The sequence below is a fragment of the Pseudomonas corrugata genome, from assembly GCF_001269905.1.
Lineage (GTDB): Bacteria > Pseudomonadota > Gammaproteobacteria > Pseudomonadales > Pseudomonadaceae > Aquipseudomonas > Aquipseudomonas corrugata.
In genome coordinates this window covers 19798-44427 of the sequence record NZ_LHVK01000021.1, presented here as the reverse complement: position 1 = coordinate 44427, position 24630 = coordinate 19798, and the positions used below count along the sequence as shown (strand labels likewise).

Genomic DNA, 24630 nt, shown 5'->3' with positions numbered 1-24630 from the left:
CATCAGGTTGTTGGAGAAACGGCCTGCATTGCCCGGCTTGATAACCCCATCCAGATGAGACTCTTGGCATGTCACCCTCGATAAAACGCATCCCCAGCGATGAAAAGCTTCCTTCCCATGCCGATGTGGTGATCATTGGCGGCGGGATCATCGGCGCGACTGCCGCCTATTTCCTGGCAAAACGGGGACTCTCGGTGGCGCTGGTCGAGAAGGGCTATGTCGGCGGCGAACAGTCGAGCCGCAACTGGGGCTGGTGCCGCCAGCAGAATCGCGACGCACGCGAGCTGCCTCTCTCTGGTATCGCCTTGCGGCTGTGGGATGAACTCACGGCGCAGATTGGCACTGATCTCGGATTTCGCCGCTGCGGCCTCAAGTACGCGACCGACGATGCCAAGCAGCTCGCCGAATGGGAAGCATGGCTGGATATCGCGCGTCAGTTCGACATCAAGACGCGGATACTGAGCCCCGGGGAGGCGACGTCCGCGATTCCGGCTGTCGGTCGGCAATGGCTGGGAGGTGTGCATTCCGTCGATGACGGCAAGGCTGAACCGGCTATCGCAGCGCCGGGGATCGCCGAGGGCGCGCGTGCCCTTGGCGCCAGCATCCACCAGGACTGCGCCGCCTACGGTCTGGATATCACCAATGGCGCGGTGACGGGGGTGATCACCGAAAAAGGCTTCATTCGCACCCAGGCCGTCCTCTGTGCCGCCGGCGCCTGGGCCTCGGCGTTCTGTCGACGACACGGGTTGAATTTTCCCCAGGCGAGCGTGCGCCAGACTGCGCTGCGTACGCGCCCGGCGCCGAACCTCGGGGATGCGATCTACACGCCGGATTTCGCGCTCACTCGCCGTCTGGATGGCAGTTATACGATCGCCATCAGTGGCAAGGCCCGGCTTGATATCACGCCCCAGGGACTGCGCCATGGGAAGGCTTTTCTGCCGATGTTCATCAAGCGGCTGGCCGCCATGGAGTTCGGCATCGGCAAGGCTTTCATCCATGGCCCCGAAGGGCTGGCTGGCTGGAGCGCGGACAAACCCCTGGCATTCGAGCGCAACCGTGTACTCGATCCCGAGGCCAGGCCCGAGGCTGTTGCCGAGATCCTGAAGCGGGTCAGGACGCGCTTCCCGGCCCTGGCGAACATTGAAGTGGCTGAAACCTGGGGAGGCTACGTGGACTTCACGCCCGATGCCGTGCCGGTGATCTCTGCCGTGGAGGGGCTGTCAGGTTTCGTCCTTGCGGCTGGCTGTTCCGGGCATGGGTTCGGCCTGGGACCGGGGATCGGCTATCTGGCCGCTGAGCTGGTCGCCAACGATACCCCCTGTGTCGATCCCAAGCCCTACCGTCTCTCGCGCTTGACCGATGGTTCGAAAATGAACGTGGGCGCGATCTGACCCCTGACGGCCACTCGATTCGAGTGGCTTTTTCAGGGCCGAGGGGGTTCGGAGCCGCCCTTTACTTGATCGCTTATAAGCTGGGCCAGGATCTGCACCGGTTCGGTCAAGGTCTGTCGAGGTCGATGCACCAATCCGATTTCACGATGGAACGTATGGGTTCCGAGATCGAGTGCGCGTATGCCCGCCGGCCATTCCCGATGGGACACGGTCTGTGGCACGAGGGCTACGCCTACGCCATTTTCCACGAGCCTGATGATGGCCTCCAGTTCATCCAGCTCACAGACTTCACGCAGGGTGAAATGCATCTGCCGCAGGAAACGATCGACCTGCCTGCCACCAAAGGACGAACGGTCGTACCGAACGAAGGGGTGGCTGGAGAGCAGTTCCGACCAGTCTCCTCCCGGGACATCACGGGGCACGATCAGGCGATAGGGCTCCAGCGCCAAGGTGGTCCAGCGCAGATCACTCTGGAGAGAGAAGGGCGGGCGAATGATCACCGCCATGTCGATTTCGCCGGCATCCACAAGGTTGACCAGCTCCATCGACAAGCCCGGGATGACCCGCGTCCGGCACTCTGGGCATTGTTGGTGGAACCGGGCCAGCGCGTCGGGCAAGTAGGAGCGCTGGACGGATGCGATGGCGCCGATATTCACCAGGGTGCTGGCCGGCAGTCCCACGGTGGCGGAGCCCAGGTTGTCGTAAAGGCGAAGCAGCTCTTGTGCCTGCAGCAGGATCTGGTGGCCCATCCGGTTGAGGTGGGCCGAACGGCCTTTCCTGTCGAAAATCTCGAAGCCCAGCTCTGCCTCCAGACGCTGGATCTGGGCACTGACCGCTGCCTGGGTGAGGCCGATCCTGTTTCCCGCAGCGGCGAACGTACCTTCCCGGGCCACGGCGACAAGTGTCTTGAGTTCTTTGATCATTCACAAATATTAATTGTGTTTTTGAAAAATTTATATTGATTTTTATTGATGAATTTCCGGCTTACGCTCCATCTTCATCCACAGATATCAATATTGGAGTGCTGATGAGTCTTTCGCCTTTCCACCTCGCTATTCCTGTCTACGATTTGGCAGCCGCACGATCCTTTTATGGCGAAGTCTTTGGCCTGGAAGAGGGGCGTTCCAGTGCCCAGTGGGTCGACTTCAACTTTTATGGTCACCAACTGGTCATTCACTCGCATCCCAAAACGGCTTCGCAAGTGGAGGTTCACAGCAATCCGGTCGACGGACACGACGTTCCCGTTCCGCATTTCGGCGTCATCCTGGGTTGGGAAGAATGGGAGGCGCTGGCCGAACGCTTGAAGTCCTTCGGTATCGAGTTCGTGATCGAACCGTATATCCGTTTCAAAGGGCAGGTGGGCGAGCAGGCCACCATGTTCCTGTTCGATCCATGCGGTAACGCCTTGGAGTTCAAAGCTTTCAAGGATATGAGCCAAGTCTTCGCCAAATAACCATCGCAGTGGCACAACAGCGTTGTGCCACTTGAGTTTGCGCAACGCAAAGTCCCCTGCGGTCGCCAGGCGCGATGAATTGAGCCTGCAAAAAAAACTGTCGCCAAAAATTTGGCGACCGCCCGTCTTGACATTGATTGGATCCAATAAAAACGCTTGTTGTCTCCAAAAAGTTGACGATATCATTTGGCCATGCGAATGCAGTCGTTTGCCGTTATACGAGCCCGAATGCTTCTTACCCTCGCCGTGAAGGGCTTATGAATCGGACAAATGATATTGATAACCTGATGAGCAGGTTCGGAGAGAGTGCGGCCAGCTATATCGAGATGGAGAATTCCTTTAATTACAAGGAATTGCCCGAGCCTCCGGTAGCTGCTGCAGCTGCCATTCCCGTGGGCACGGAAAATTCGACAGTGGCTGTTCCACCTCAGCCGGTCGAGAACTCGGACCTTCAGCCTGCCACAGTGGCGACGACAGTTCATCCGCTGGACCGACGAGTCGAGCCGGTGCTGGATGATTTGCTTGAGAGCGCATCGGTCGACGATTCGCTCTGCGAACCTGTTTCAGTCCCCGCCAGTGCGTGTTCCTTGCGTTCCCTGTTGGCTGAGGTTGCGCTCGAGCGCATGGCCGAGGCGCGTGCGCAGAATGAGGAAGCGTTACGCCGGTCGATCCCGAATGGCTCTGCGGCGGTCACCCCGGCTCGGGTCATCGCGGTGGTGTCGCCAAAAGGTGGCGTGGGCAAAAGTACGCTCTGTGCGGCGCTGGCGGGCGCGCTGGGTGCCAAGGGAAGCAGGCTGGCCATCGATCTGGATCCGCAGAACGCTTTGCAATACCACCTGGGTGTCAGTCCGGATGTCGCAGGCATGGCCAGCGCCAGCCTGACCGGCGAGTGCTGGAGCGGCTTGCTGCTCGATGGCATTGGCGGAACGCGCGTTTTGCCTTTTGGCCCGGTCTCCGGGCAGGAGCGTCGCGCGCTCGAGCGTTTCCTTGAGGATGACGCCCATTGGTTGGCGCGGCAGTTGGCGCGCATGGACCTGGCGGCTGATGATGTGGTGATTCTCGACACCCCCCCTGGCCGCACCCTGTATCTGGAACAGGTGCTCGATGTCGCCGATCAGGTGATCGTCGTCATCACGCCGGACCCGGCTTCGTTCATGACGCTGGGCCCGATCGATCGATTGCTCGAAGGCCGTACCCATCAGGCCAGGCGTCGTGACTGTCACTATGTCGTCAACCAGTTCGATGCCTCGCGCACGTTCTGCCAGGACATGCTGGAAGTGCTCAAGCGCCGTTTCGGCAAACAACTGGTCGGTGTCCTGCCGCTCGATCACGCCATCAGCGAAGGGCTCGCCTTTGGCGTCAACCCATTGCTGGAAGACGAAGACTCGTCTGCACGGCAGGCAGTCCTGGCCATTGCCGATGCGCTGAAATCACCTGTCCGGACCTCTGCATTGGCAGGTAGTCGCGCATCATGAGCCAGTCCAACGAGCAACATGAAGTTCCCGGCCGCCTGCAACACTGGGCCCAAACCCTGGCCGACGGGTTCGAGAGCCTTTCCCGTGGGGTGCGTCGCACCGTGCAGATCGGTGTCCTGCTGATCTCGATTCTATTGGCGCTGTTCATTATCACGGTGCCTTTCGACCTCCAATCACAGTGCTATTTCGCAGCAGGCTGTTTTGTCGCCGCGCTGATACTGCGCAAACAATCCGGCCGGTTCCCGGTGGTGCTGTTGATCGGTCTGTCGCTGACGGCTTCGCTGCGCTACATGTACTGGCGGATCACATCGACCCTGGGCTTCGACGACTGGCTCGACATACTGTTCGGCTATGGCTTGCTGGCGGCGGAACTCTATGCGCTGGTCGTACTGATCTTCGGTTACCTGCAAACCGCCTGGCCACTGCGGCGCCAACCGGTGTTGATGAGCGCGCCGCCTTCCGAATGGCCGGTGGTGGACGTGTTCATTCCGACGTACAACGAAGCGCTGGATATCGTGAAGGTGACGATCTTCGCCGCCCAGGCGATCGACTGGCCGAAGGACAAACTGCGTGTACACGTGCTCGACGACGGGCGGCGTGAAGATTTCCGGATCTTCTGCGACAGCATTGGCGTGAATTATCTGGCCCGTGACAACAATCGTCATGCCAAGGCCGGCAACCTCAATGAAGCACTGAAAGTCACGGAGGGAGAGTTCGTCGCGTTCTTCGACGCCGACCACGTGCCAACCCGTTCTTTCCTGCAAATCTGCGTCGGCTGGTTCCTCAAGGATCCAAAACTGGCAATGCTGCAGACGCCGCACTTCTTCTTTTCGCCGGACCCGTTCGAGAAGAACCTGAACACGTTCCGCTCCGTCCCGAACGAAGGCGAGCTGTTCTATGGCCTGGTCCAGGACGGCAACGACTTGTGGAACGCGACGTTCTTCTGCGGTTCCTGCGCCGTGATGCGCCGTACCGCGCTGATGGAAGTGGGGGGCGTCGCGGTGGAAACCGTGACCGAGGATGCTCACACCGCGCTGAAGATGAACCGTGCCGGCTACAACACCGCCTACCTGGCTATTCCGCAGGCCGCAGGCCTGGCTACCGAAAGTCTTTCGCGCCATATCAGCCAGCGTATCCGCTGGGCACGCGGCATGGCGCAGATCTTCCGCACCGACAATCCGTTGATGGGACGCGGTCTGAAGCTGGGGCAGCGGCTGTGCTACCTCAACGCCATGTTGCACTTCTTCTATGGTCTGCCGCGTCTCGCATTCCTGACGGCACCCCTGGCCTATCTGTTTTTCGGCGCGCAGATTTTCCATGCCTCGGCGTTGATGATCACCGCTTACGTGTTGCCGCACATCCTGCATGCCAGCCTGACCAACTCACGGATCCAGGGCCGTTTCCGGCACTCGTTCTGGAACGAGGTCTACGAGACGGTACTGGCCTGGTACATCATGGGGCCGGTGCTCATGGCCCTGGTGAACCCCAGGTTTGGCGGTTTCAACGTGACCGACAAGGGCGGGATCATCGATCGCAAGTTTTTCGAGTGGAAACTGGCGCGTCCCTACATTGTGCTGTTGACCCTCAACGTCGCGGGCATTGCCTTCGGGCTCTGGCAGTTGTGCCAGGGCGAGGAGGGCGCGATGACCACGATCCTCATCAACATGGCGTGGACGCTCTACAACGTCATCATTACCAGTGCATCGGTGGCCGTGGCCAGTGAAACGCGCCAGGTACGCAGCGAGCCGCGTGTCGCCGCCGAACTGCCGGTGCGCATTGAGCTGGCGGATGGACGCACGTTCGACGGCATCACCCAGGACTTCTCCCAGAAGGGCCTCGGTTTCCGTCTGCCGGATGGCGTTGACATCGCCCAGGGCGAACGCCTGCGCATGACGTTGTTCCGCAACCAGCAGGCCAGTGTGTTCCCGGGGACCGTGATGTTCAGTCGCGGCGGTCTCCTGGGGGCTCAGTTCGATCCGCTGAGCCTGCGTCAGCAAAGTGAACTGGTGCGCCTGACCTTCTCGCGCGCGGACACCTGGGCGTCGACCTGGGGGGGTCGGCAGGTGGACACCCCCTTGGCTGCATTGCGCGACGTCGCCTTCATCGGCATGGGGGGGATCTACGAATTGTTCAAGGCCACCCTCGCTGAGTTGCAAAAATTCTTCTCTGCCCGCCGGCCGTCTTCCCAACCACTCGAAAACCTCATGGACAAGCAATGAACGTGAAGCATTCCTCAGGCGTAGGCCAACGCGAAAACAGGCGCTCGCTGGTCATTCTGGCTTCAACGTTGCTGGCTTTGAGTGGTGGCGCGGCTTTCGCCGATACCGCGCCGGCGGACACTAGCGATGGCTACACCCTGACCCTCAAGCAGTTGGGGCGTGCCTATCCGATGAACCTGCATGGCGTCGAAGCGACCGATAGCGTCAACTTTGACGTGCGGGCCGATCAGGTTGTGACCGGTGCGCATCTGACGCTGCGATACAGCTATTCACCGGCGCTGCTGCCCGATCTGTCCCAGATCAATATCATGGTCAACGACGAAGTGGCGGCGAGTGTGCCGCTGCCCAAGGAGAACGCCGGCACGCTGCAAAAGCAAACGGTGGAGATTCCCCCGCAGTTGATCACCGAGTTCAATCGCCTGAGCGTGCAGTTCATCGGCCACTACACCATGAGCTGTGAGGATCCTCAGCACTCAAGCCTGTGGGCCAAGGTCAGCAATGACTCTTCGTTGCAGATCCAGACTTCGCCGCTGGCATTGCCGAACGATCTTTCGCTGATGCCCGTGCCGTTCTTTGATCGGCGCGATGCCCGCCTCCTGGATCTGCCGATCATCTTCAGCGCCGCGCCGGACAACGGCACCCTCGAGGCCGCGGGCGTGCTGTCGTCCTGGTTCGGTGCCCTGGCGAGCTATCGCGGGGCAACCTTCCGGGCCCAGCTCAATACGCTGCCCGCCCAGGGCAACGGTGTGATTGTGCTCAGCGGCGATGCACCTGCACAGGTGGGGGAATTGTCGATTCCTGCGCCAAAGGGGCCGACGCTGAGCATCCTGACCAACCCGAACGACGCCAACGGCAAGTTGCTGGTGGTGTCGGGTCGCAACAGCGAAGAGCTCAAGCTGGCCGCCATCGCGTTATCGGTCGGTGGCCAGGCGCTGTCGGGCAGCACCGTGGTCATCAACAAGCTCGATGTAATCAAGCCGCGCAAGCCTTACGATGCACCGAACTGGCTGCCCACCGACCGCCCGGTCAAGTTGGGTGAGCTGATTGCGAGCAAGCAACTGAACGTTTCCGGGTACAACCCGGGCGACATTACCGTACCGCTGAACTTCCCGCCGGATCTGTTCAACTGGCACCAGGATGGCGCGCCGCTGAACCTCAGGTATCGCTATACGCCGCAGCCCAAATCAGTCAATTCATCCTTCATCGTCAGCTTCAACGATGGCCTGATCAAGTCTGAAACCCTGCCTTCGCTCGAACGTCTGGACAAGAGCCTGTTGAGCGCGATCAAGGACGAGGCCCTGGTGCGTGACATGCGCGTGTTGCTGCCGCTCAATTCCGTTGCACTGAAGTCGCGGCTGCAATTGCGCTATATGTACGATTACATCAAGGAGGGTGAGTGCCGCGACATCATCATCGACAATATGCGCGGCAGCATCGACCCTGAGTCGACGCTGGACCTGACCGATTACGACCATTTCATGGCCATGCCCAACCTGGGGGTGTTCAAGGACGCCGGCTTCCCGTTCACGCGCATGGCCGACCTGTCCCAGACCGCGGTGGTGCTGCCGGACAACGCCGGGATGGGTGACGTCAGCGCTTACCTGAGCGTGCTGGGCCGCTTCGGTGAGTCCACCGGTTATCCCGCCACCGGTGTAACGGTCATCCAGGCGGCACAGGCCCCGGCCTTTGCCGACAAGGACCTGCTGGTGATGGCATCCGGCGCGAACCAGCCTTTGCTGACCCAGTGGGCGGATCGTCTGCCGGCGGCCGGTACCGGCCAGCAGCAACGTTTCGAAGTGTCTGATCTGACCCTGCGCGTACGGGACTGGCTCAGTTCCGATCCTGAAGCGAACCTGCGCAAAAGCCGTCTGGCCATGGCGTTTTCCGGCGGCCGGCCAAACACCTACCTGACCGGTTTCGAATCGCCGCTCAAGAATGGCCGCAGTGTCGTGGTCATTGCCGGGGGGGATGCCGTCGGTCTGGCCCAGGCGACTGAGGCATTGAGCCGTACGGACCAGGACGCCGGTGCCATTCAGGGCAGCCTGGTAGTCATCCGTGGCAAGACCATCGAGCCGCTGGTGTCTGACGAGCAGTATTTCGTCGGCAGCCTGTCGCCGTTCAAGTACGTGCAGTGGCTGATGTCGCGCCATGTGGGCTTGACGTTACTGATGACGGCACTGGGTGTTCTGTTGCTGAGCGGCCTGGCCTATCTGGGGCTGCGTTCCAAAGCCAGGAAGCGACTGAGTGTCTGAGCGTGAGACCGTATCGATGAACGTGCGTCGCGTTCTGTCCTGCGGTTGGCTGCGCAGTACTGCCTGCGCCATGCTGGCCTCTCTCGTGTCATTGACGTGCCTGCCGTCGTTCGCAACGGAATCGGCCTGTGGAGCCCGGGATTGGCCTTTGTGGGAATCCTGGGCCACTCGCTACGTCCAGGACGATGGCCGGATGTTGTCTTCCAGCATGGAGGCCAACCACAGCACCTCGGAAGGGCAGTCCTACGGCATGCTCTTCGCGTTGATCGGTAACGATCAGGCGCGCTTCGAGCACCTGTGGGCGTGGACCCGCGCAAATCTGCTCGGCTCGGACCCCGCGGCCCGCCTGCCTGGTTGGCTGTGGGGGCAGGGCGAGGACGGGCGCTGGCAGCTTCAGGATGCTAACTCGGCGTCCGATGCCGACCTGTGGATCGTCTACTCGCTGCTCGAAGCCGCGCGGCTGTGGCAGCGTCCCGAGTACCGTGTCGATGCGCTGCAGTTGCTCAAGACCATTGAATCGAAGCTGGTCGTCACGTTGCCGGGCCTCGGCAAAATGCTGCTGCCGGGCCCCGAAGGTTTTGTCCAGCCAGACCATCTGTGGCGCCTGAATCCGAGCTATCTGCCTCGGCCGTTGCTCCTGCGCCTGGCCAAAGAGCAACCGAAGGGGCCATGGAAAGAAATTGCGGACAACACCGTCAAGCTGATCCGCAGTGCCAGCCCCAGGGGCTATATCGCGGATTGGGTGGGCTATCGGGGGACTTCCGCGCAGTCCGGGCTGTTCGTGATCGATCCGATCAAGGGCGGATTGGGCAGTTACGACGCGATCCGCGTTTACCTGTGGGCGGGGATGACACCCAGGACCGATTCAGCTTATCCAAAACTTCTGGAAGTGCTGGATGGCATGCTCCAAAGCACCGCGTCTAGCGGTCTCCCGCCAGAAAAAGCCCAGGTGGTTTCCGGTGCAGTCGATGGCACGGGGCCGTTCGGTTATTCGGCGGCGCTGGTGCCGTATTTCATCGCCAAGGGGCACCCCTGGTTGGCCGAGCAACAGCAACGTCGCGCTCAGGACAGTATTGCTGCGGCGTTCGCTAAAGGCAGCGACCAAGGTGCCGATCCTCTCTATTACAACGTCATGCTAAGCCTGTTCGGGTTGGGTTGGGCAGAGAAGCGTTACCAGTTCCGTGATGACGGAACGCTCACTTTGTCCTGGGAGACGTCATGCGCCCGCGCCGCTCTACGCTAGCTGTTGCAGTTTTTACCGCGCTGATTGCCTCCGGTGTTCATGCCGAAGGCACGGACATCCAGGCTCAATTGGTTGAACAGGGGCAGTACTGGCAAGCCCGTTCGAATGCGTCGCGCTCCGCCGAAATCTGGCAAAAGGTCCTGCGCCTCGATCCGAATCAGGTCGATGCCCTCTATGGCATGGGATTGATCGGCGTCAAGCAGAACAAACCGCAACAGGCCCAGGAATATCTGGCGCGCCTGCAAGCACTGTCGCCGCAGCCCTGGTTGGCTCGCCAACTGGAGCAGGACATTGCGCTGGCCAAGCCGGACAACAAGACGCGCCTGGATGAGGCCCGTCGACTGGTCGACGCAGGTGAGCGCGACAAGGCGACCGAGATGTTTCGCCGGATGTTCAACGGCCTGACCCCTGAAGGCACCGTCGGGCGTGAGTACTACAACAACCTGGCCTTCAATGCCGACGGTTGGGCCGAAGCGCGCAAGGGCATGGAGCGCCTGCTGCGTGAGACTCCCGATGACGCGATCCTGGCACTGTTCTATGGCAAGCAACTGATTCGTCACGAAGACAGCCGTGCCGAAGGCGCCCGCGTGCTCGCCAGACTGACCAAACGCGTGGAAATTGCCGGCGATGCCGATGAAAGCTGGCGCCTGGCGCTGGTCTGGATCGGCCCGCCGAATGCTGCCCAGGTGCCGCTGTTCGAAGAGTTCCTGAAGGTTCACCCGGACGATCAGGAAATCCGTGACCAGATGAACAAGGGGCGGCAAAAAGCGGCCACCAACGCAGGTTCCACCTGGCAGCAGGATCCCTTGGTGGCGAGCGGGTTGCACGCTTTGGAGAAGGGCGATCAGGTCGGCGCTGAGAAGGCGTTCCAGGCGCGCCTCAAGGTGCGACCGGATGATAGCGATGCCCTGGGCGGGCTGGGTGTGGTCCGTCAGCAACAGGGGCGTTTCTCGGAAGCCGAGCAACTGCTGACCCGTGCGATCAACACCGGTGGCACCCGCTGGAAAACCGCACTGAACGGTGTCCGCTATTGGGCGCTGTTGCAACAGGGTCGCGAACTGCAGGCCAAAGGGCAGACCGCCAAGGCAACCGAGGCCGTCGCCCAGGCCATGCGCTTGAACCCCAATGGCGTCGACGCTCGTCTTACCCTGGCCGACATCCAGGCCCAGGCCGGCCAGTTCGACAGCGCAGCCACCAGCTACCGTCAGGTACTGGCGAGCCAGCCTGGCAACCCACAGGCCATACGTGGCCTGGTCAATGTGTTGTCGCAAACCGGGCAGGCCGATGAGGCCTTGAGCCTGCTGGACAGCCTGCCTGCCGCTGAACAGGCCAAGCTCGGCGACACCGGCCAGTTGCGTGCTTTGCGCTCCACCCAGATGGCTGGTGTGGCCGAGCAGCGTGGTGATATCCGCGGAGCCCAGAGCGCGCTGGCCGACGCAGTGAACAGCGACCCGGACAACGTCTGGACGCGCTTCAGCCTCGCGCGCCTGTATCTGAAAACCGGCGAATCGAAAAAGGCCCGAGATCTGATCGACGCCTTTCTCAAAAACCACCCGAACAACGTCGATGCGCTGTATACCAGCGCCTTGCTGTCGGTGGAAATGGAGCAGTGGAAAGACGCCCAGGCCACCATCAACCGGATTCCTGTCGACCGCCGCACCGCTGACATGAACGATCTGGCGGATCGGATCACCTTGACCACGCAGATCAATCTGGCGGCGGCCATGGCCAAACGCGGGCAGCGTCAGGAGGCCCTGGCCTTGCTGGATCGCTTGCAACCGATGGCCGCTCGCAGCCCTGAGCGCACGGCAACGCTGGCTTCGGCCTATGTCGATGCCGGGGATGTCGAGCAGGCGCTGTCAATGATGCGTTCGTTGTTGGCACAAGGCAGCGCGCCGTCGGCCGACCTGATGTTGCAATACGCATCCTTGCTGCTCAAGACGGGGGACGATGCCCAGGTCAACTCCATCCTGAACAGCTTGCAGAACCAGCCATTGAGCGTCGCGACCCGCAAGCGTTATGACGATGTGTTGTACCTGTACCGTATCCGTCAGGCTGACCGGTTGCGCGAGGGTGGTGACCTGGCCGCGGCCTACGACACGTTGGCGCCGGCGTTGGCCCAGCGTCCGGGTGATGTCGCCGCCACTTCGGCCCTGGCCAGGATGTACACCGCCAACGGTGACAACGCCAAGGCATTCGACCTTTACAAGCCTCTGCTCAAGCGCAACCCGAACGACCCGTTGGTGTTGTTGAACGCGGCCGATGCTGCCGTGCTCGCCCACGACAACAGCTATGCGGAAAATGCGTTGCAACAGTTCATGGCGTTGCAGGACTACGATCCGCAATCATTGACTGAGGTCGCGCGCATCTACCGGGCGATGGGCAACAGTGGCAAGGCGACTGACGTGCTGCGTAAAGCGGTAGCCATCGAGCAGACCGAGAAGCAACGCAGCCTGGCCGCCCAGCCTGGCGCGATGAGCGTGGCGGCGAACCCATTCGCTGGCGGAGCGGGGCAGCGTCGGCAGGTTTTGCGTGGCCCGGCGTCGGCCATTCCACCGCCGGCGGAGACCATTCTCAACGGCGGTGTCATGCTCGCCAGTGCCGATGGCGTGCCTGCCGATGCCTACCCAGGCCAGCCGCGAAACAGCGGTCAAGCGGCCTCCGTGCGGGGGGGCGCGGTCGCCCAGAGCAATCCCTTCAATGCACAGTCGCAACCTCGAACGGTACTGACCGTCGTCGATTCGACAAGCTCCGCCCAGCGCGCGCTCAATGGAATTCTTCAGGAGCGCAGCGGTTACGTTGCCCAAGGGGTGAGCGTTCGCAGCAACAACAGCGAATCGGGCCTGAGCAAACTGACTGACGTTGAAACGCCGTTCGAAGTGAACGTGCCGGCCGGCGACAACCGCATCGCCGTGCGCATTACCCCCGTAGCGCTCACTGCCGGCAGTGTGAAGGGTGAGGCCGCCAGTCGTTTCGGCAGCGGCTCCAGCACAACCTCCGGTATCGGTTCACAACGCGCCGAGGGCGTCGGCCTTGGGGTAGCGTACGAGCGTCCCGATGAAGGCATCAAGGCCGATGTCGGCACCACGCCGATCGGTTTCAAGTACACAACGGCGGTGGGGGGCGTGAGTGTCGATCGCCCATTGGATAGCAACGCCAACGTTCGTTATCGGGTCGTGGCTTCCCGTCGCGCGGTCACCGACAGCCTGACGTCGTTTGCAGGCACCACCGACAAGCGTCCTGGCGGTGGATCGTGGGGCGGGGTCACCGCCAATGGTGTGCGTGGCGAACTGAGCTACGACGACTCGCAGGTAGGTGTATACGGTTATGGCTCGGTGCACGAACTGCTGGGCCACAATGTCGAGTCCAACACCCGGGGTGAGCTGGGCGGTGGTGTCTACTGGTATCTGGACAACACGCAGGACCACTCGCTTACCGTTGGCCTGAGCGCCACTGCGCTGGGCTACGAAAACAACCAGGACTTCTTCACGTATGGGCATGGCGGCTACTTCAGCCCACAGAGCTATTTCGCCCTGGGCGTGCCGGTGACCTGGCAACAGCGCACCGATCGCTTTACCTATCAGGTCAAGAGTTCGGTGGGCATCCAGCACTTCCAGCAGGATGGCGCCGATTTCTTCCCGAACGACAGTGACCGCCAGGCGGCCAACGACTCGCGCTACTCAGGACAGAGCAAAACCGGTGTGGGTTACAGCCTGGCGGCAGCCGGCGAGTACAAGTTCGGTTCGCGCTTCTTCCTTGGTGCAACGATCGGCATGGATAACGCCAGTGACTATCAGCAATTCAATGGTGGCCTGTATGCGCGCTATATGTTCGAGGACATGACGGGCAGCCCGATGGCGCTACCGGTCAGCCCTTACCGCTCACCTTATTCGAACTGATTCCCGGAGATATCTATGCCTGCCTCTGCCCTTGCCGGCCTGACCCTTCTGGTGCTCGGCGAAAGCCATATGAGCCTTGCGGACCACCTGATGGAGCCGCTCAACGCCGATCTCACCCGCCAGGGAGCGATCGTTCATTCCATCGGCGCCTGTGGCGCCAGCGCCGGTGACTGGTTGATCACCAAGAAAGTCGATTGTGGCGCCGAGCAAAAAGGCACCGCCAAGATCGAGATCAAGGGCCGTGATGCGACCACCACGCCTATCGCCGAGCTGATCGCCAAGGACAAGCCCGACCTGGTCGTACTGGTCATCGGCGATACCATGGCGTCCTACGACAAACCGGCGTTTCCCAAGGCCTGGGCCTGGCAGAGCGTGACCAGCCTGACCAAGGCCATCGCCGCCACCGGCACCAAATGTGCCTGGGTCGGCCCGGCGTGGGGCAAGGCGGGCGGCATGTACCAGAAAAATGATCCGCGCACCCAACTGATGTCGCAATTCCTGGCCAGTAACGTTGCGCCTTGCACCTATATCGATTCGCTGACCTTCTCCAAGCCGGGCCAATGGGTCACCACGGACGGTCAACATTTCACTGTGGCGGGTTACAAGGCCTGGGGCAGTGCAATCGGCAATGCACTGGGCAAGCTGCCGCCTGAAGCGCTGAGCAACAAAGGGGCGAAGAAATGAAAACCGCCAAGGTCTTGAGTGCTGCCGGGCTACTGCTGTCGAGCTTGAGCGTGGTGGCGGCGGACATCCCGTTGTACCCGACCGGTCCTGCCGAAGATGCCGCGTTCATTCGCTTCGTCAACGGCGGCTCAGAGCCGATGCAGGTCATAGCCCAGGAAGGCCAACCGCCGCTGACCCTGGACGCGGCGCAGCCTGCGTCGCTGTTTTTCCCGGTCACGGCCAGCAGCGCCATCAAGGGCACCCTGGTCAGCGGCCAGCAGCGCCTGGCGCTGGACGTCAAAGCCGAGCCCGGCGAGTTCGCGACGGTGGTCGCGCTTCCGGATAGCAAAGGGCTCAGGCAAGTGACCGTGCATGACATCCCGGACGACTTCAACGGCCTCAAGGCCTCGCTGGGCTTCTTCAACCTGGACAGCAGTTGCGTCGATGCCAGTCTGCGCCCCGCAGGTCGCACCGCCGATCTGTTCAAAGGCGTAGCCGAAGGCAACCTGCAACGTCGCTCGATCAACCCGGTGAAGCTGTCCGTGCAACTGGTCTGCGCCAATGCCAATGTCGGCCCGGCGCTGGACCTGGGTGAGCTGAAGGCGGGCGAGCGCTACAGCGTATTGCTGTTGCCGACCGCCACCGGACCCCGACTCCTGGCCGCCACGGACACGTTGTCCCACTGATCGGATTGCGCTGTCGCCATGGTTTTCGCCTCGCTCGAGTTCCTGACGCTGTTCCTCCCTGCCTTCCTGTTGATCTACGCCCTGGTTCCCCACGGCTGGCGCAACCGGGTGCTGCTGGCGGGCAGCTGGCTGTTCTACGGCTGGCTGAGCCCGCTGTTCCTGTCGTTGCATGTCGTGCTGACCATCGTTGCCTGGGTCGGCGGCCTGCTGGTCGACCGTTCCCGCGAGGACTCCCGTGGGCGCTTGCGGCTGCTGATCGCGTTGATCGTGTTCAATACCGCTGTGCTGTGCTGGTACAAATACGCGAACATCCTCGCCGGCACATGGAGCGATCTGATGGCCCACTATGGCGCCATGCCGCTTGAGTGGCAGAAGGTTGCGTTGCCGGCCGGTCTGTCGTTTATCGTGTTGCAGGCGATTTCCTACCTGGTGGACGTGCATCGCCACACGGTTCCGGTGGAGCGCAGTTTCATCAACTACGCCACCTACATTTCCATGTTCGGCCACTCGATTGCCGGTCCGATTATTCGTTATGACTGGGTCCGCCGTGAGCTGGTGGAGCGCTGGTTCAACTGGCAGAACTTCGCCCTGGGGGCACGCCGCTTCATGGTCGGCATGTGCATGAAGGTGTTGGTGGCCGACACCCTGTCGCCGTTGGTGGACGTGGCCTTCCATCTGGAAAACCCCTCATTCGTGGACGCCTGGATTGGTTGCCTGGCGTACTCGCTGCAGCTGTTCTTCGACTTTGCCGGGTACAGCGCCATGGCGATCGGCCTGGGGCTGATGCTGGGCTTTCACTTCCCGGAAAACTTCAACCGGCCGTACCTTGCCAGCAGCATCCAGGATTTCTGGCGGCGTTGGCACTTGTCGCTCTCCAGTTGGTTGCGCGATTACCTGTACATCGGCCTGGGCGGTAACCGTCACGGCGTCTGGAAAACCTATCGCAACCTGTTCCTGACCATGGCCATTGCCGGACTGTGGCATGGCGGCGATAGTTGGAACTACTTGCTGTGGGGTTCGGCCCATGGTGTGGCGTTGTGTGTCGACCGGGCGTGGTCGCGCTCAAGCCTGCCTGCTGTCCCGCGTGTATTGGCGCATGTGCTGACGCTATTGTTCGTGTGCCTGGCGTGGACACTGTTCCGTGCCCCGGATTTCCATTCGGCCATGACCCTGTACGCCGGGCAGTTCGGCCTGCACGGGTTTGCCCTCGGCGATGCGCTGGCGGTGACGTTGCGGCCGGTGCAGGGCCTGGCGGCGGTGCTGGGCGTGGTGTGCGTGATCCTGCCGATCTGGCAGGTACGTTTTGAAAGACGAATGGCGGGCAATGCGTTGTATGCATTGGCTGTCGCCTTTTGGCCCGTAGCCGGTTTCCTGCTGTCGTTCGCTCTGATCGCCAGCCGTGAAGCCGTGCCTTTCCTGTACTTTCAATTCTGATGACGACGCCAAAGAAGTCTCCACCCAGCGCACCACCGCCCCCCAGCGACCTGGTCACCCGAACCAGCAAAGTCTGCGGCTACTCACTGATCGGCTTGCTCGGTGTCGGCTTGATTTCCTGTGGCTGGCTGCTGGTCAGCGGCAAGGTGCAAATGCTGCCGCCCAACCTGACCCGCGATGCGGCGATGCATGGCGACGTCACCCACCGTATCGCCAAGCAGCTGTCCAACGCCTGGTTTCCCGAACAGGCCGCCAATCTGGAGCGCGGCGCCAGTTGGCTGCTGTTCCATGACACCGGGCCCCGGGTTCGTCCGGGCTGTCAGGGCTGGCTGTTTCTGACCGATGAGATGCGCATCAATCACCACGCCCGGGCCAACGCCGAGGCCAAGGCGCAGGCAGTGATCGACGTACAACGACGGTTGAGCCAACGTGGCATTCAATTGCTCGTGGCGGTGGTGCCGGACAAGAGCCGTATTGCTGCCGAGCAGTTGTGTGGCCTGGATCGTCCGGCCGAACTGGCCCCTCGGGTGGCGGAATGGACCGCGACACTGAACCAGGCGGGAGTATCGGCGCTGAACCTTGCGCCGACACTGCAGCCGTTGGGCGCATCGGCTTACCTGCGTACCGACACACACTGGAGCGAGATCGGCTCCAACGCGGTGGCCCGGGCGATTGCGCACCAGGTACAGGCGATGGGCATTCACGCCACGCCACAAAAGACCTTTGTAACCCTCACCAACCCGGCGGCCTTGCGTGCAGGTGACCTCGTGCACCTGGCCGGCATCGACTGGCTGCCGCTGAGCTGGCAACCCACGGTGGAAACCGTCGCGGCCACCCAAGTCAGCGAGCAGCCGCAAGCTGCCCAGGACGGCGGCGACAACCTCGATGATCTGTTTGGCGACGAAGGCCTGCCCAATGTCGCGCTGATTGGCACCTCGTTCTCGCGCAATTCCAACTTCGTGGGTTTTCTCGAACTGGCACTGGGAGCACCGGTGGGAAGCTTCGCCAAGGACGGTGGCGAATTCTCCGGTGGCGCCAATCAGTACTTCAGCAACCCGGCTTTTCGGGAGACGCCTCCCAAGTTGCTGATCTGGGAGATTCCCGAGCGTGATCTGCAGACGCCGTATGAGGCTATAGGGATGTTGAGCGAGAAGGAGTGAGCGGGGTGATGATGACTTTGTTTCGGGTTCAAAGGGCAGTGACGACGGGCGGGGTTTGAACTGGGCGCCGTGACCGGATCTGCAACGTCGCCAGCCCGACGGTAGCTCAACGAGATACGGGCAGGTTCAATTCGTTCGCATGCGGACCATGTGCTGGTTGGCGTTGCTCTTTCAAGTCGAGGACGCCGGGCATCGGGCTTGAACGGCTTCTCCAACCGTTTCGGTTTCTACTGTGTTCAGGTAAGAGCGGGCGTCATTCAGAACCGCTGCGTTACCGGGGTATTTGACGGTATAAGCTTTCAGGCTCGCCAACGCCGACTCAAAGACCTGATGCGCTTCGTCGGTGAGCAAATAATCCGTCAGGCTTTTTTTCCCTGACGAAAGGTATTGTTCGTAGCCGCGTTCGATAGCCGTTTTCTGGGGTAGCCCAAGGACCGTGTCTTGCGTGTAGATTCGTGGGTAATTGATTCGCTGGAGTGCTTCTCTCGCTTTTCCAAATCCAGGATCTTGCTGAACGTAAACGACGCGTTTTACTTCGGCCATGGTCATCATCCCCGTACACATGGCGCACGGCTCCAATGTCGTATAGACCGTCAGGCTCGCGGCGTTACGTTTTCCCTTGCCGCATTTCAGATAGTTCTGAATGAGTCGGACTTCTCCATGTTGCGTCGTGTCGTTCAGTTTTCTTACGGAGTTGCGTGCATAGAAAATGGGCTTTTGGGCGGTGTCTACAAGGACGCCACCAATGTTGTGCCCTCGGCGATCCTCTTTATTGACTTGCCAGTCCTGCAGGACAACGGCCATGGCAAGCAAGGAAAATATTTCGTCGCGCTCTTCCTGCTCATTACCTGGAGAACTCCAGGCCAGGGTGCAGCTTGGTGTCCGTTCAGGGACAACCAGGTTCCTACCGTCGTCGCTGGGTTTCCAGTCGGGATCATTTGCTACCGAAGGAAGAAACCCATTGAAGAAGGGCACCATTGAGCGTGTGATGGGTACAAAGAGATCGCCCGCGCCTTGATAGGTAGCCGGGGCCTTGAGCTTCTCCGCCTCATTGCGTTTGAGCTTCACTGCTTTCGAAATGCTTCCCCAGTTGTGAACCAGTTTCCAATAATCGTCAAACTGAAGGGCGGAGCCAGACGCAGTGGCGCACGTCAGGTCGTCCAGAACGTAGTCGAAGCGCGTTGATTCGGCCAGCAGCATGGCGAAGAAACGAACGGCGTTATGAATGTTTTCCTGTTTGGCTTGGTCGGTCGTTCCCAAATCGTCCAGGCTATCGATTTCGGAAAGTACTTGTAGCTGTTTGAGGGCTTCTTCCTCGTTGATTTTCAGCTTTGCGCCGCCGTCGTAAGCGACGTAGTCGTAGCTGTTTTTCAGACACCGGCCAGTTGCATCCTCCACGCACAGCGGCAACTCATTGATTTCTTTCAGGTAGACGTTGTTAGGTTGGACTTTGAATGTTGCAATCAATGGCTTTTCTTCACTTGCGGATGAACACAGGCTTTGGATCTGAAGCCCATATCGATCCTGATTGCTGCTGGCTTTGACGCGTGGCCTCATCTCGTTTCGAATGAATTCGGGTAGCCTGCGGTACTCGTAGCTGTCGGGATCGCCAACGATGTTGAAATAGACTTCGCAGGCATCGGCTGCACTGCACACCAATCCTAGAATAAATATGAACGCCGCATTCTTCAGCACAATAGCCACCTCCGCTGTGGTCGTGGTTGAGAACCGGTTGGCTTTGGCATGAAGCCGATCGTTCAGGTAAATGTAGTAGAGGTTTGGCGAGTTGCCGTGTGGCGTTTATTCGTGGAAAGAATCTGCATGCTTTTGGAATGCGTGCGCGATGAAAAGCTGGTATCCATGCAGGGAACATCAACCGCATGGAGTCGATAGCGATGAAGAAACCGAAATATGGCCCGAGCTTCTGGTCTGCACCGCCGATGACGGCTGGTTACAAGATCCTTCTCCCTTTGATTATGCTACTGCCCCTGGCTGCGCTCTGGATGCAGGGCGTATGGAGTACGTCCTATGCCGCTCTTTCGTGTGGCATTTCCTCCCTCTTGTATGTAGGGCTGCCTTGGACCAATGCATTGGCCAGGGGCCGGTTTGAAAGGGAGTACCTGGGCTATCGAGCGGCTATCGAGGCGCGGTTTATCCAGCCTGATGTGACGTCTGGGGAAAGAGACTTCCTGCTCGGCAGGCTCGCCAAGCTGGAAGCGCAATTTCACATGCTATTGAATCCCGAGCCTTGCCTGCAATTCGCCAGAAACCTGGGTGCCGTGGGGTCTTATCTGGCCCGCGTTTTCGCTCGATACTGACGGGGCTTCACGGCTTCACACTGCTTGCCTGACCTTGCGATGCACCCACCGTGCCTCATCCTTGAGTTCCAGGACTTGCCAATGAATGTGCTCCAACGAGGCGTTATGCCCGACGCTGATCAGAATCGTCTCCGGCAGCGTCTGCTTGAGCAACTGATAGCAGCGCAGCTCGTTGGTCGCATCCAGTGCCGAGCTGCTCTCGTCGAGGAACAGCACTGTCGGGCGGGCCAGCAGGGCGCGGACGAACGCGCAGCGTTGCTGCTCGCCGACGCTGAGGGTCTGGGCCCAATCCCTTTCCTCATCCAGTTGATCGCCCAGGTGTTGCAGGCCGACCTGCGCCATCACCTGGAGCAGCGCGGCATCTTCTTCGCGTCGTGGCGGGTTGGGGTACCAGAGCGCCTCGCGCAGGCAGCCCAGTGGCAGGTAGGGTTTTTGCGACAGGGTCAGCGCCCGCTCATGGTCATAGCTGCTGGTGCCGCGAGCATGGGGCCAAAGCCCGCTGATCGTGCCGAGCAGGGTCGATTTACCATAACCGGACGGTGCACTGATCATCAGGCTGTCGCCTGGCCTGAGTGACAGGTTGAAGCCTTTGAACAATTGGCGGCCGTTCGGCAACCAGACGTCCAGATCCTTGATATCGAGGCCGCTGGCCTTTTGTTCGAGCCGGACCCCGGACTTCACCTCGAGGTTGTCCAGGCGCTCCTGAAAGCCGCTCAAACGGTCGATCACCGACTTCCATTCAGACAGCTCCGGAAACACGCTGACCAGATAGGCGATGGCCGCGTGGACTTCGCCGAAGGCTGCGCTGATCTGTGTCAGGCGACCCAAGGGGAACGCGCCGGCAAAGAACTGCGGTGCCATGATGAACATGGGAATGACCGTGGCGCTGCGCAGGTAAAAGGTCGAGTAGCCCATGATCAGTTTCTGCTTCTTGACCAGTGCCCAGAAGTTTTCCAGTGCCGCCTCCAGGCGTTGATTGAAGCGTTCGTTCTCCACCTTCTCACCACGGTATTGGGCTACCGAGTCGGCGTTTTCTCGCAGGCGAATCAGCGAGAAACGAAAATCCGCTTCACGCCGTTGTTGCATGAAATTGAGGCTTGGCAATGCGCGCCCCAGCCAGAACGCCATGCCGGTGCCCAACAGCGCATACACCAGGGCGATCCACACCAGCAGCCCCGGAATGACCACCGACTGGTCGTCGAACGGCACGCTGACCAGGTTCGAAGCCTGCCAGAGAATATTCAGGAAAGAGAACAGCGACACCACCGAGGTCAACATTCCCAGGCTCAACTTCAACGACTTGACGATAAACAGGTCGATGTCCTCGGCAATCCGCTGGTCGGGGTTATCGACTTCGGTCTCGGTCAGTTTCAGCTTCTGGTAGCGCTGGCTGCCCAGCCATTGGTCGAGCATGTTCCGGGTGGCCCAACGGCGCCAGCGTATGGTCAGCTTCTGCTGGAAGTGGAACGCGCCCACGGTAAACCCGGCCATGCCGACCTGCAGCAGGATGAATTGCAGGCTGCCGACGAGAAAGCCGTGATAGTCCAGAGCCTGCAAGGCGTTGTAGAAATGCAGGTTCCAGAAATTGTTGAGAATGTTGATGCCCACCAGGCACAGGGTCATCAGTACGGTGCCCAACAGCAGCAACAGGGCCGGGTACTTTTCCTCGGATGTCCAGAAAGGCCGCGCGAGACGCCAGAAAGTGCGGAGTGTGTGCATGTGGTCTTGGTAAGCCCGGTCGCTGACGACGTTGAGTTTGCAGATGAGGAAGGATAGGATCAGCCAATGCTAATCGTTTGCATTAAATAGGGAAAGGGAGACCCGTCATCGAATTTCCAGAATGGCTCAGCCAGGCCTGGCCGCCGATACAGCGGGTGATCCGGCAGGGGGCTGGCGAGCAGCCCTCCGTTGCGTTGAGCCGACTTGCCGATCCTGAGGTGCTGCAACCGCTGCTGGCCCGCTTCGCCCTGCGTTATCCGGGGGTGAATCGCGCCGCCGTGGCGTCGCAATGGTCGATGAACTACATGAGCATCGTCCTGCCAGCGACCCTGGCCTGTGTGTTGACCCGCCACAGCGCCATCGATTTCTGGGGCGAAGAGGCGGTGCTGTTGCACGATGACGGTCAGCCTTCGGCCCTGGGGCTGGCAAGCCGACTACCGGCTTTGAGCCAGGACGAGCGCGCGGCCTACTGGTCGCGGTTGGTCCACGAGCACCTGGCACCGCTGTTCGCGACCCTGGCCGCCGCCGGAGGGCTGGCGCCGAAGATACTGTGGGGCAACATGGTTGCCATCTGGGATGGTGCGTTCGCGCGAATGGACCCCGACCTGTCCCGGGATGGGTTCGCCGAGGCGCACCAGTGGCTGGAACCGGTCACAGTGAATGACGGGCGCCTGAAGCTGCGGGGCCTGCAACGCATGGTCGAATCACCCGCGCCGCAGATCTGCCCGTGTTTGCCCTTGCGCCGGCATTGCTGCCTGCATTACCAACTGCACGAACCCGTCGAAGGCCAGCCGCCGGTGCTCTGCGAGTCCTGCCCCAAACTGCATCGCCTGCCCCTGGCGGAGCAGGTGAGCTACCTGCATTACATCTATGAAGATGCATGAGCCCGTTAGAGGGTAATGCTGTTCACTTAAGAAAAACGATGAACCTGTGGCGAGGGGATTCATCCCCGCTGGGCTGCGCAGCAGCCCCAACATAGGTGACTCAATCCACTTGATATCGAGTACCAGGGCTTTGGGGCTGCTTTGCAGCCCAGCGGGGATGAATCCCCTCGCCACAGGTCTATCGACTGCTTCAGGACAGCATGGCCGGCGTCTTCGCAACGGCCTGGGGCGTGATTTCGCTGAGCTGGCCATGCTCGATACGAATCAGCCGGTCGGCCAGGCCGAAGTAGGCATCGTCATGGGAAATGACGATCAACAGTTTGCCGCGTTCGCGCAGGTCCGGCAGGATCCGGGTGTAGAAAAAGTGCTTGAACACCGGGTCCTGGTCGGCTGCCCACTCGTCGAACAGATAGCATGGACGATCATCCAGGTAGGCGCTGAGCAGCGCCAGGCGCTTGCGTTGCCCGGTGGACAGCGCCAGCGTCGTCAACTTGCCTTCCTCGATGTGCACCTTGTGATCCAGCTGCAAGTGAATCAGGTAGTCCTGGGCCTGCTTCACCAGTTGCGGATCATCACCGTCGAACAGGTTCTCGAACAGGCAGAAGTCGGTGAAGATCGCCGAGAAGTGCTGGCGGTAGTGGTGGTTGTCATTGCTTGAGGAGACTTGCTCGTCGAGCATGATGTCGCCGCCTTCCGGCCGGTAGAGGCCCGTCAGCAACAAGGCCAGCGTGGTCTTGCCGCTGCCGTTGCCGCCGGTGATGAACACCACCTCGCCCGCATTCAACGTCAGGTCGATGGGGCCGAGGGTGAAATGACCGTCCTCGCGCTCGCGGTAGTAGGTATGGCTGACCTGCCGGCACACCAGGCTGCGAACCTGGGTCGGCGAGATCGTCCCGACGGCTTCCTCAGCGGTTTGCATCTCACCTTCCAGGGCGCGGATCTTGTTCAGCGCCACGCTGGCCCGGCCCAGGGTCGGCAAGGCGTGCATCAGTTCCGACAGCGGCGTGATCATGTACAGGATCGCCAGGATATAGCCGGTCACCAGGCTGGCGCTCAGGTCAATGAACTGCGGCGCCGCGAACAGCACCACGCCGATCAGCAGATAGAACACCGCATTGCCCCAGTTCAGCACCAGGGCGTAGATGCTCATGCCCCGTACAAAGTCCCGGCGATACTGCTGGCTCACCGGTATCAGCAGGCGTGTGAAGAAGTGCTGCCGGCGCGGGTGGTTGAGTTGCAGTTCCTTGCTGCCGTCGGTGAGCAGGCGGTACTGGTCGAACAACTGGTCCTTGAGCTCCCGCGCACGGGAGATCGAAGTCAAGGCCCGGCGTTGCGGCCAGTTGAAGCTGAGGCTGCCCAGGGCGATCAACAGCATCGTCAAGCCGAGCAGCGGCAGGCTCAGCCAGCCCAGGTAGGCCAGGCACGCGGCGATGATCCCGGCGTTGACCAGCAGGATCGGCACCAGCTCCACCGCCTGGCTGATGGTCTGTGTATCGTCGGTCAGCATCGCCAGCAGGCGGTGCTTGCCCAGGCGTTGCAGCTGCGCGTAGGGCGTGTCGATCAGTTTGGCGCTCAGGTGCAGGCGCATGTCGTTGACTGCCGCCTGGCCCAGGCGCAGCAGGCTGACATCAGAGATCACCCGCGATATCGCCACCAGCACCACCAGGCCACCGAAGTACAGGCCGTCCACCGGACGCAACTGATCGAACACCGTCAGGCTGTGGTTGATGTTGGCGATCAGCCCGGCCGCGGCGAGGCCGCAGATCAGGCCCGTCAAGGTCGCCACCAGCAGTGCGCGCCATGAGCGTTTAGCCATGAGTAACAACAGATCCAT

The 24630-nt window shown here is 60.9% G+C and carries 17 protein-coding genes; 13 read left to right on the top strand and 4 right to left on the bottom strand.

The window, feature by feature from the left end:
• Positions 1–68: 68 nt before the first annotated feature.
• The gene (locus tag AD665_RS22135) at positions 69–1391 is read left to right on the top strand and encodes an NAD(P)/FAD-dependent oxidoreductase (protein WP_053193738.1); all 1323 of its coding nucleotides are present in this window, start codon (positions 69–71) and stop codon (positions 1389–1391) included.
• A 32-nt stretch (positions 1392–1423) separates the two neighbouring features.
• Here the strand turns inward: AD665_RS22135 and AD665_RS22130 are convergent, their stop codons facing one another.
• Positions 1424–2314 carry a LysR family transcriptional regulator gene (locus AD665_RS22130; protein WP_053193735.1) on the bottom strand — a complete coding sequence of 297 codons (891 nt, stop codon included), beginning with the start codon at positions 2312–2314 and terminating at the stop codon, positions 1424–1426.
• Between the two features lie 104 nt (positions 2315–2418).
• Between AD665_RS22130 and AD665_RS22125 the strand changes: the two genes are divergently transcribed.
• The 10 genes from AD665_RS22125 (at position 2419) to AD665_RS22080 (ending at position 17875) form a co-directional block, all read left to right on the top strand.
• The gene (locus tag AD665_RS22125) at positions 2419–2844 is read left to right on the top strand and encodes a VOC family protein (RefSeq protein WP_024776315.1); all 426 of its coding nucleotides are present in this window, start codon (positions 2419–2421) and stop codon (positions 2842–2844) included.
• A 137-nt stretch (positions 2845–2981) separates the two neighbouring features.
• On the top strand, positions 2982–4319 hold the full coding sequence (gene bcsQ, locus AD665_RS22120; RefSeq protein ID WP_231995041.1) for a cellulose biosynthesis protein BcsQ: 1338 nt from the start codon (positions 2982–2984) through the stop codon (positions 4317–4319).
• Positions 4316–6538, top strand: coding sequence for a UDP-forming cellulose synthase catalytic subunit (bcsA, locus tag AD665_RS22115; protein WP_024776313.1), 2223 nt, complete (start codon positions 4316–4318; stop codon positions 6536–6538). The genes bcsQ and bcsA overlap by 4 nt, the downstream gene beginning before the upstream one ends.
• On the top strand, positions 6535–8790 hold the full coding sequence (gene bcsB / locus AD665_RS22110) for a cellulose biosynthesis cyclic di-GMP-binding regulatory protein BcsB (protein WP_024776312.1): 2256 nt from the start codon (positions 6535–6537) through the stop codon (positions 8788–8790). Before bcsA ends, bcsB begins: the two co-directional genes overlap by 4 nt.
• Before the next feature lie 16 nt (positions 8791–8806).
• Positions 8807–10033 (top strand): cellulose synthase complex periplasmic endoglucanase BcsZ, encoded by a 1227-nt coding sequence (gene bcsZ / locus AD665_RS22105; protein WP_053193730.1) that lies wholly within the window; start codon positions 8807–8809, stop codon positions 10031–10033.
• Positions 10009–13932 (top strand): cellulose synthase subunit BcsC-related outer membrane protein, encoded by a 3924-nt coding sequence (locus AD665_RS22100; protein ID WP_053193727.1) that lies wholly within the window; start codon positions 10009–10011, stop codon positions 13930–13932. Before bcsZ ends, AD665_RS22100 begins: the two co-directional genes overlap by 25 nt.
• Before the next feature lie 15 nt (positions 13933–13947).
• Complete coding sequence (locus tag AD665_RS22095) at positions 13948–14616, top strand: SGNH/GDSL hydrolase family protein (protein WP_024776309.1); 669 nt, start codon at positions 13948–13950, stop codon at positions 14614–14616.
• A complete protein-coding gene (locus AD665_RS22090) occupies positions 14613–15281 on the top strand; it encodes an alginate O-acetyltransferase AlgF (protein ID WP_053193723.1) in 669 nt (222 codons plus the stop codon). The genes AD665_RS22095 and AD665_RS22090 overlap by 4 nt, the downstream gene beginning before the upstream one ends.
• A gap of 18 nt (positions 15282–15299) precedes the next feature.
• The gene (locus tag AD665_RS22085) at positions 15300–16715 is read left to right on the top strand and encodes an MBOAT family O-acyltransferase (RefSeq protein ID WP_024776307.1); all 1416 of its coding nucleotides are present in this window, start codon (positions 15300–15302) and stop codon (positions 16713–16715) included.
• Positions 16715–17875, top strand: a complete 1161-nt coding sequence (locus AD665_RS22080) for an alginate O-acetyltransferase AlgX-related protein (RefSeq protein WP_053193720.1) — start codon at positions 16715–16717, stop codon at positions 17873–17875. The genes AD665_RS22085 and AD665_RS22080 overlap by 1 nt, the downstream gene beginning before the upstream one ends.
• Before the next feature lie 171 nt (positions 17876–18046).
• On the opposite strand, the gene AD665_RS27455 is transcribed toward AD665_RS22080, so the two are convergent.
• Positions 18047–19570 (bottom strand): nucleoside deaminase, encoded by a 1524-nt coding sequence (locus tag AD665_RS27455; RefSeq protein ID WP_053193717.1) that lies wholly within the window; start codon positions 19568–19570, stop codon positions 18047–18049.
• 200 nt (positions 19571–19770) lie between these two features.
• Here AD665_RS27455 and AD665_RS22070 point away from each other — a divergent pair, with 200 nt between their 5' ends.
• A complete protein-coding gene (locus AD665_RS22070) occupies positions 19771–20193 on the top strand; it encodes a hypothetical protein (protein ID WP_053193714.1) in 423 nt (140 codons plus the stop codon).
• 15 nt (positions 20194–20208) lie between these two features.
• Here the strand turns inward: AD665_RS22070 and AD665_RS22065 are convergent, their stop codons facing one another.
• The gene (locus tag AD665_RS22065; protein ID WP_053193713.1) at positions 20209–21912 is read right to left on the bottom strand and encodes an ABC transporter ATP-binding protein/permease; all 1704 of its coding nucleotides are present in this window, start codon (positions 21910–21912) and stop codon (positions 20209–20211) included.
• 194 nt (positions 21913–22106) lie between these two features.
• Here AD665_RS22065 and fhuF point away from each other — a divergent pair, with 194 nt between their 5' ends.
• A complete protein-coding gene (fhuF, locus tag AD665_RS22060; RefSeq protein WP_080996608.1) occupies positions 22107–22796 on the top strand; it encodes a siderophore-iron reductase FhuF in 690 nt (229 codons plus the stop codon).
• A gap of 190 nt (positions 22797–22986) precedes the next feature.
• On the opposite strand, the gene AD665_RS22055 is transcribed toward fhuF, so the two are convergent.
• A complete protein-coding gene (locus AD665_RS22055) occupies positions 22987–24630 on the bottom strand; it encodes a cyclic peptide export ABC transporter (protein WP_053193710.1) in 1644 nt (547 codons plus the stop codon).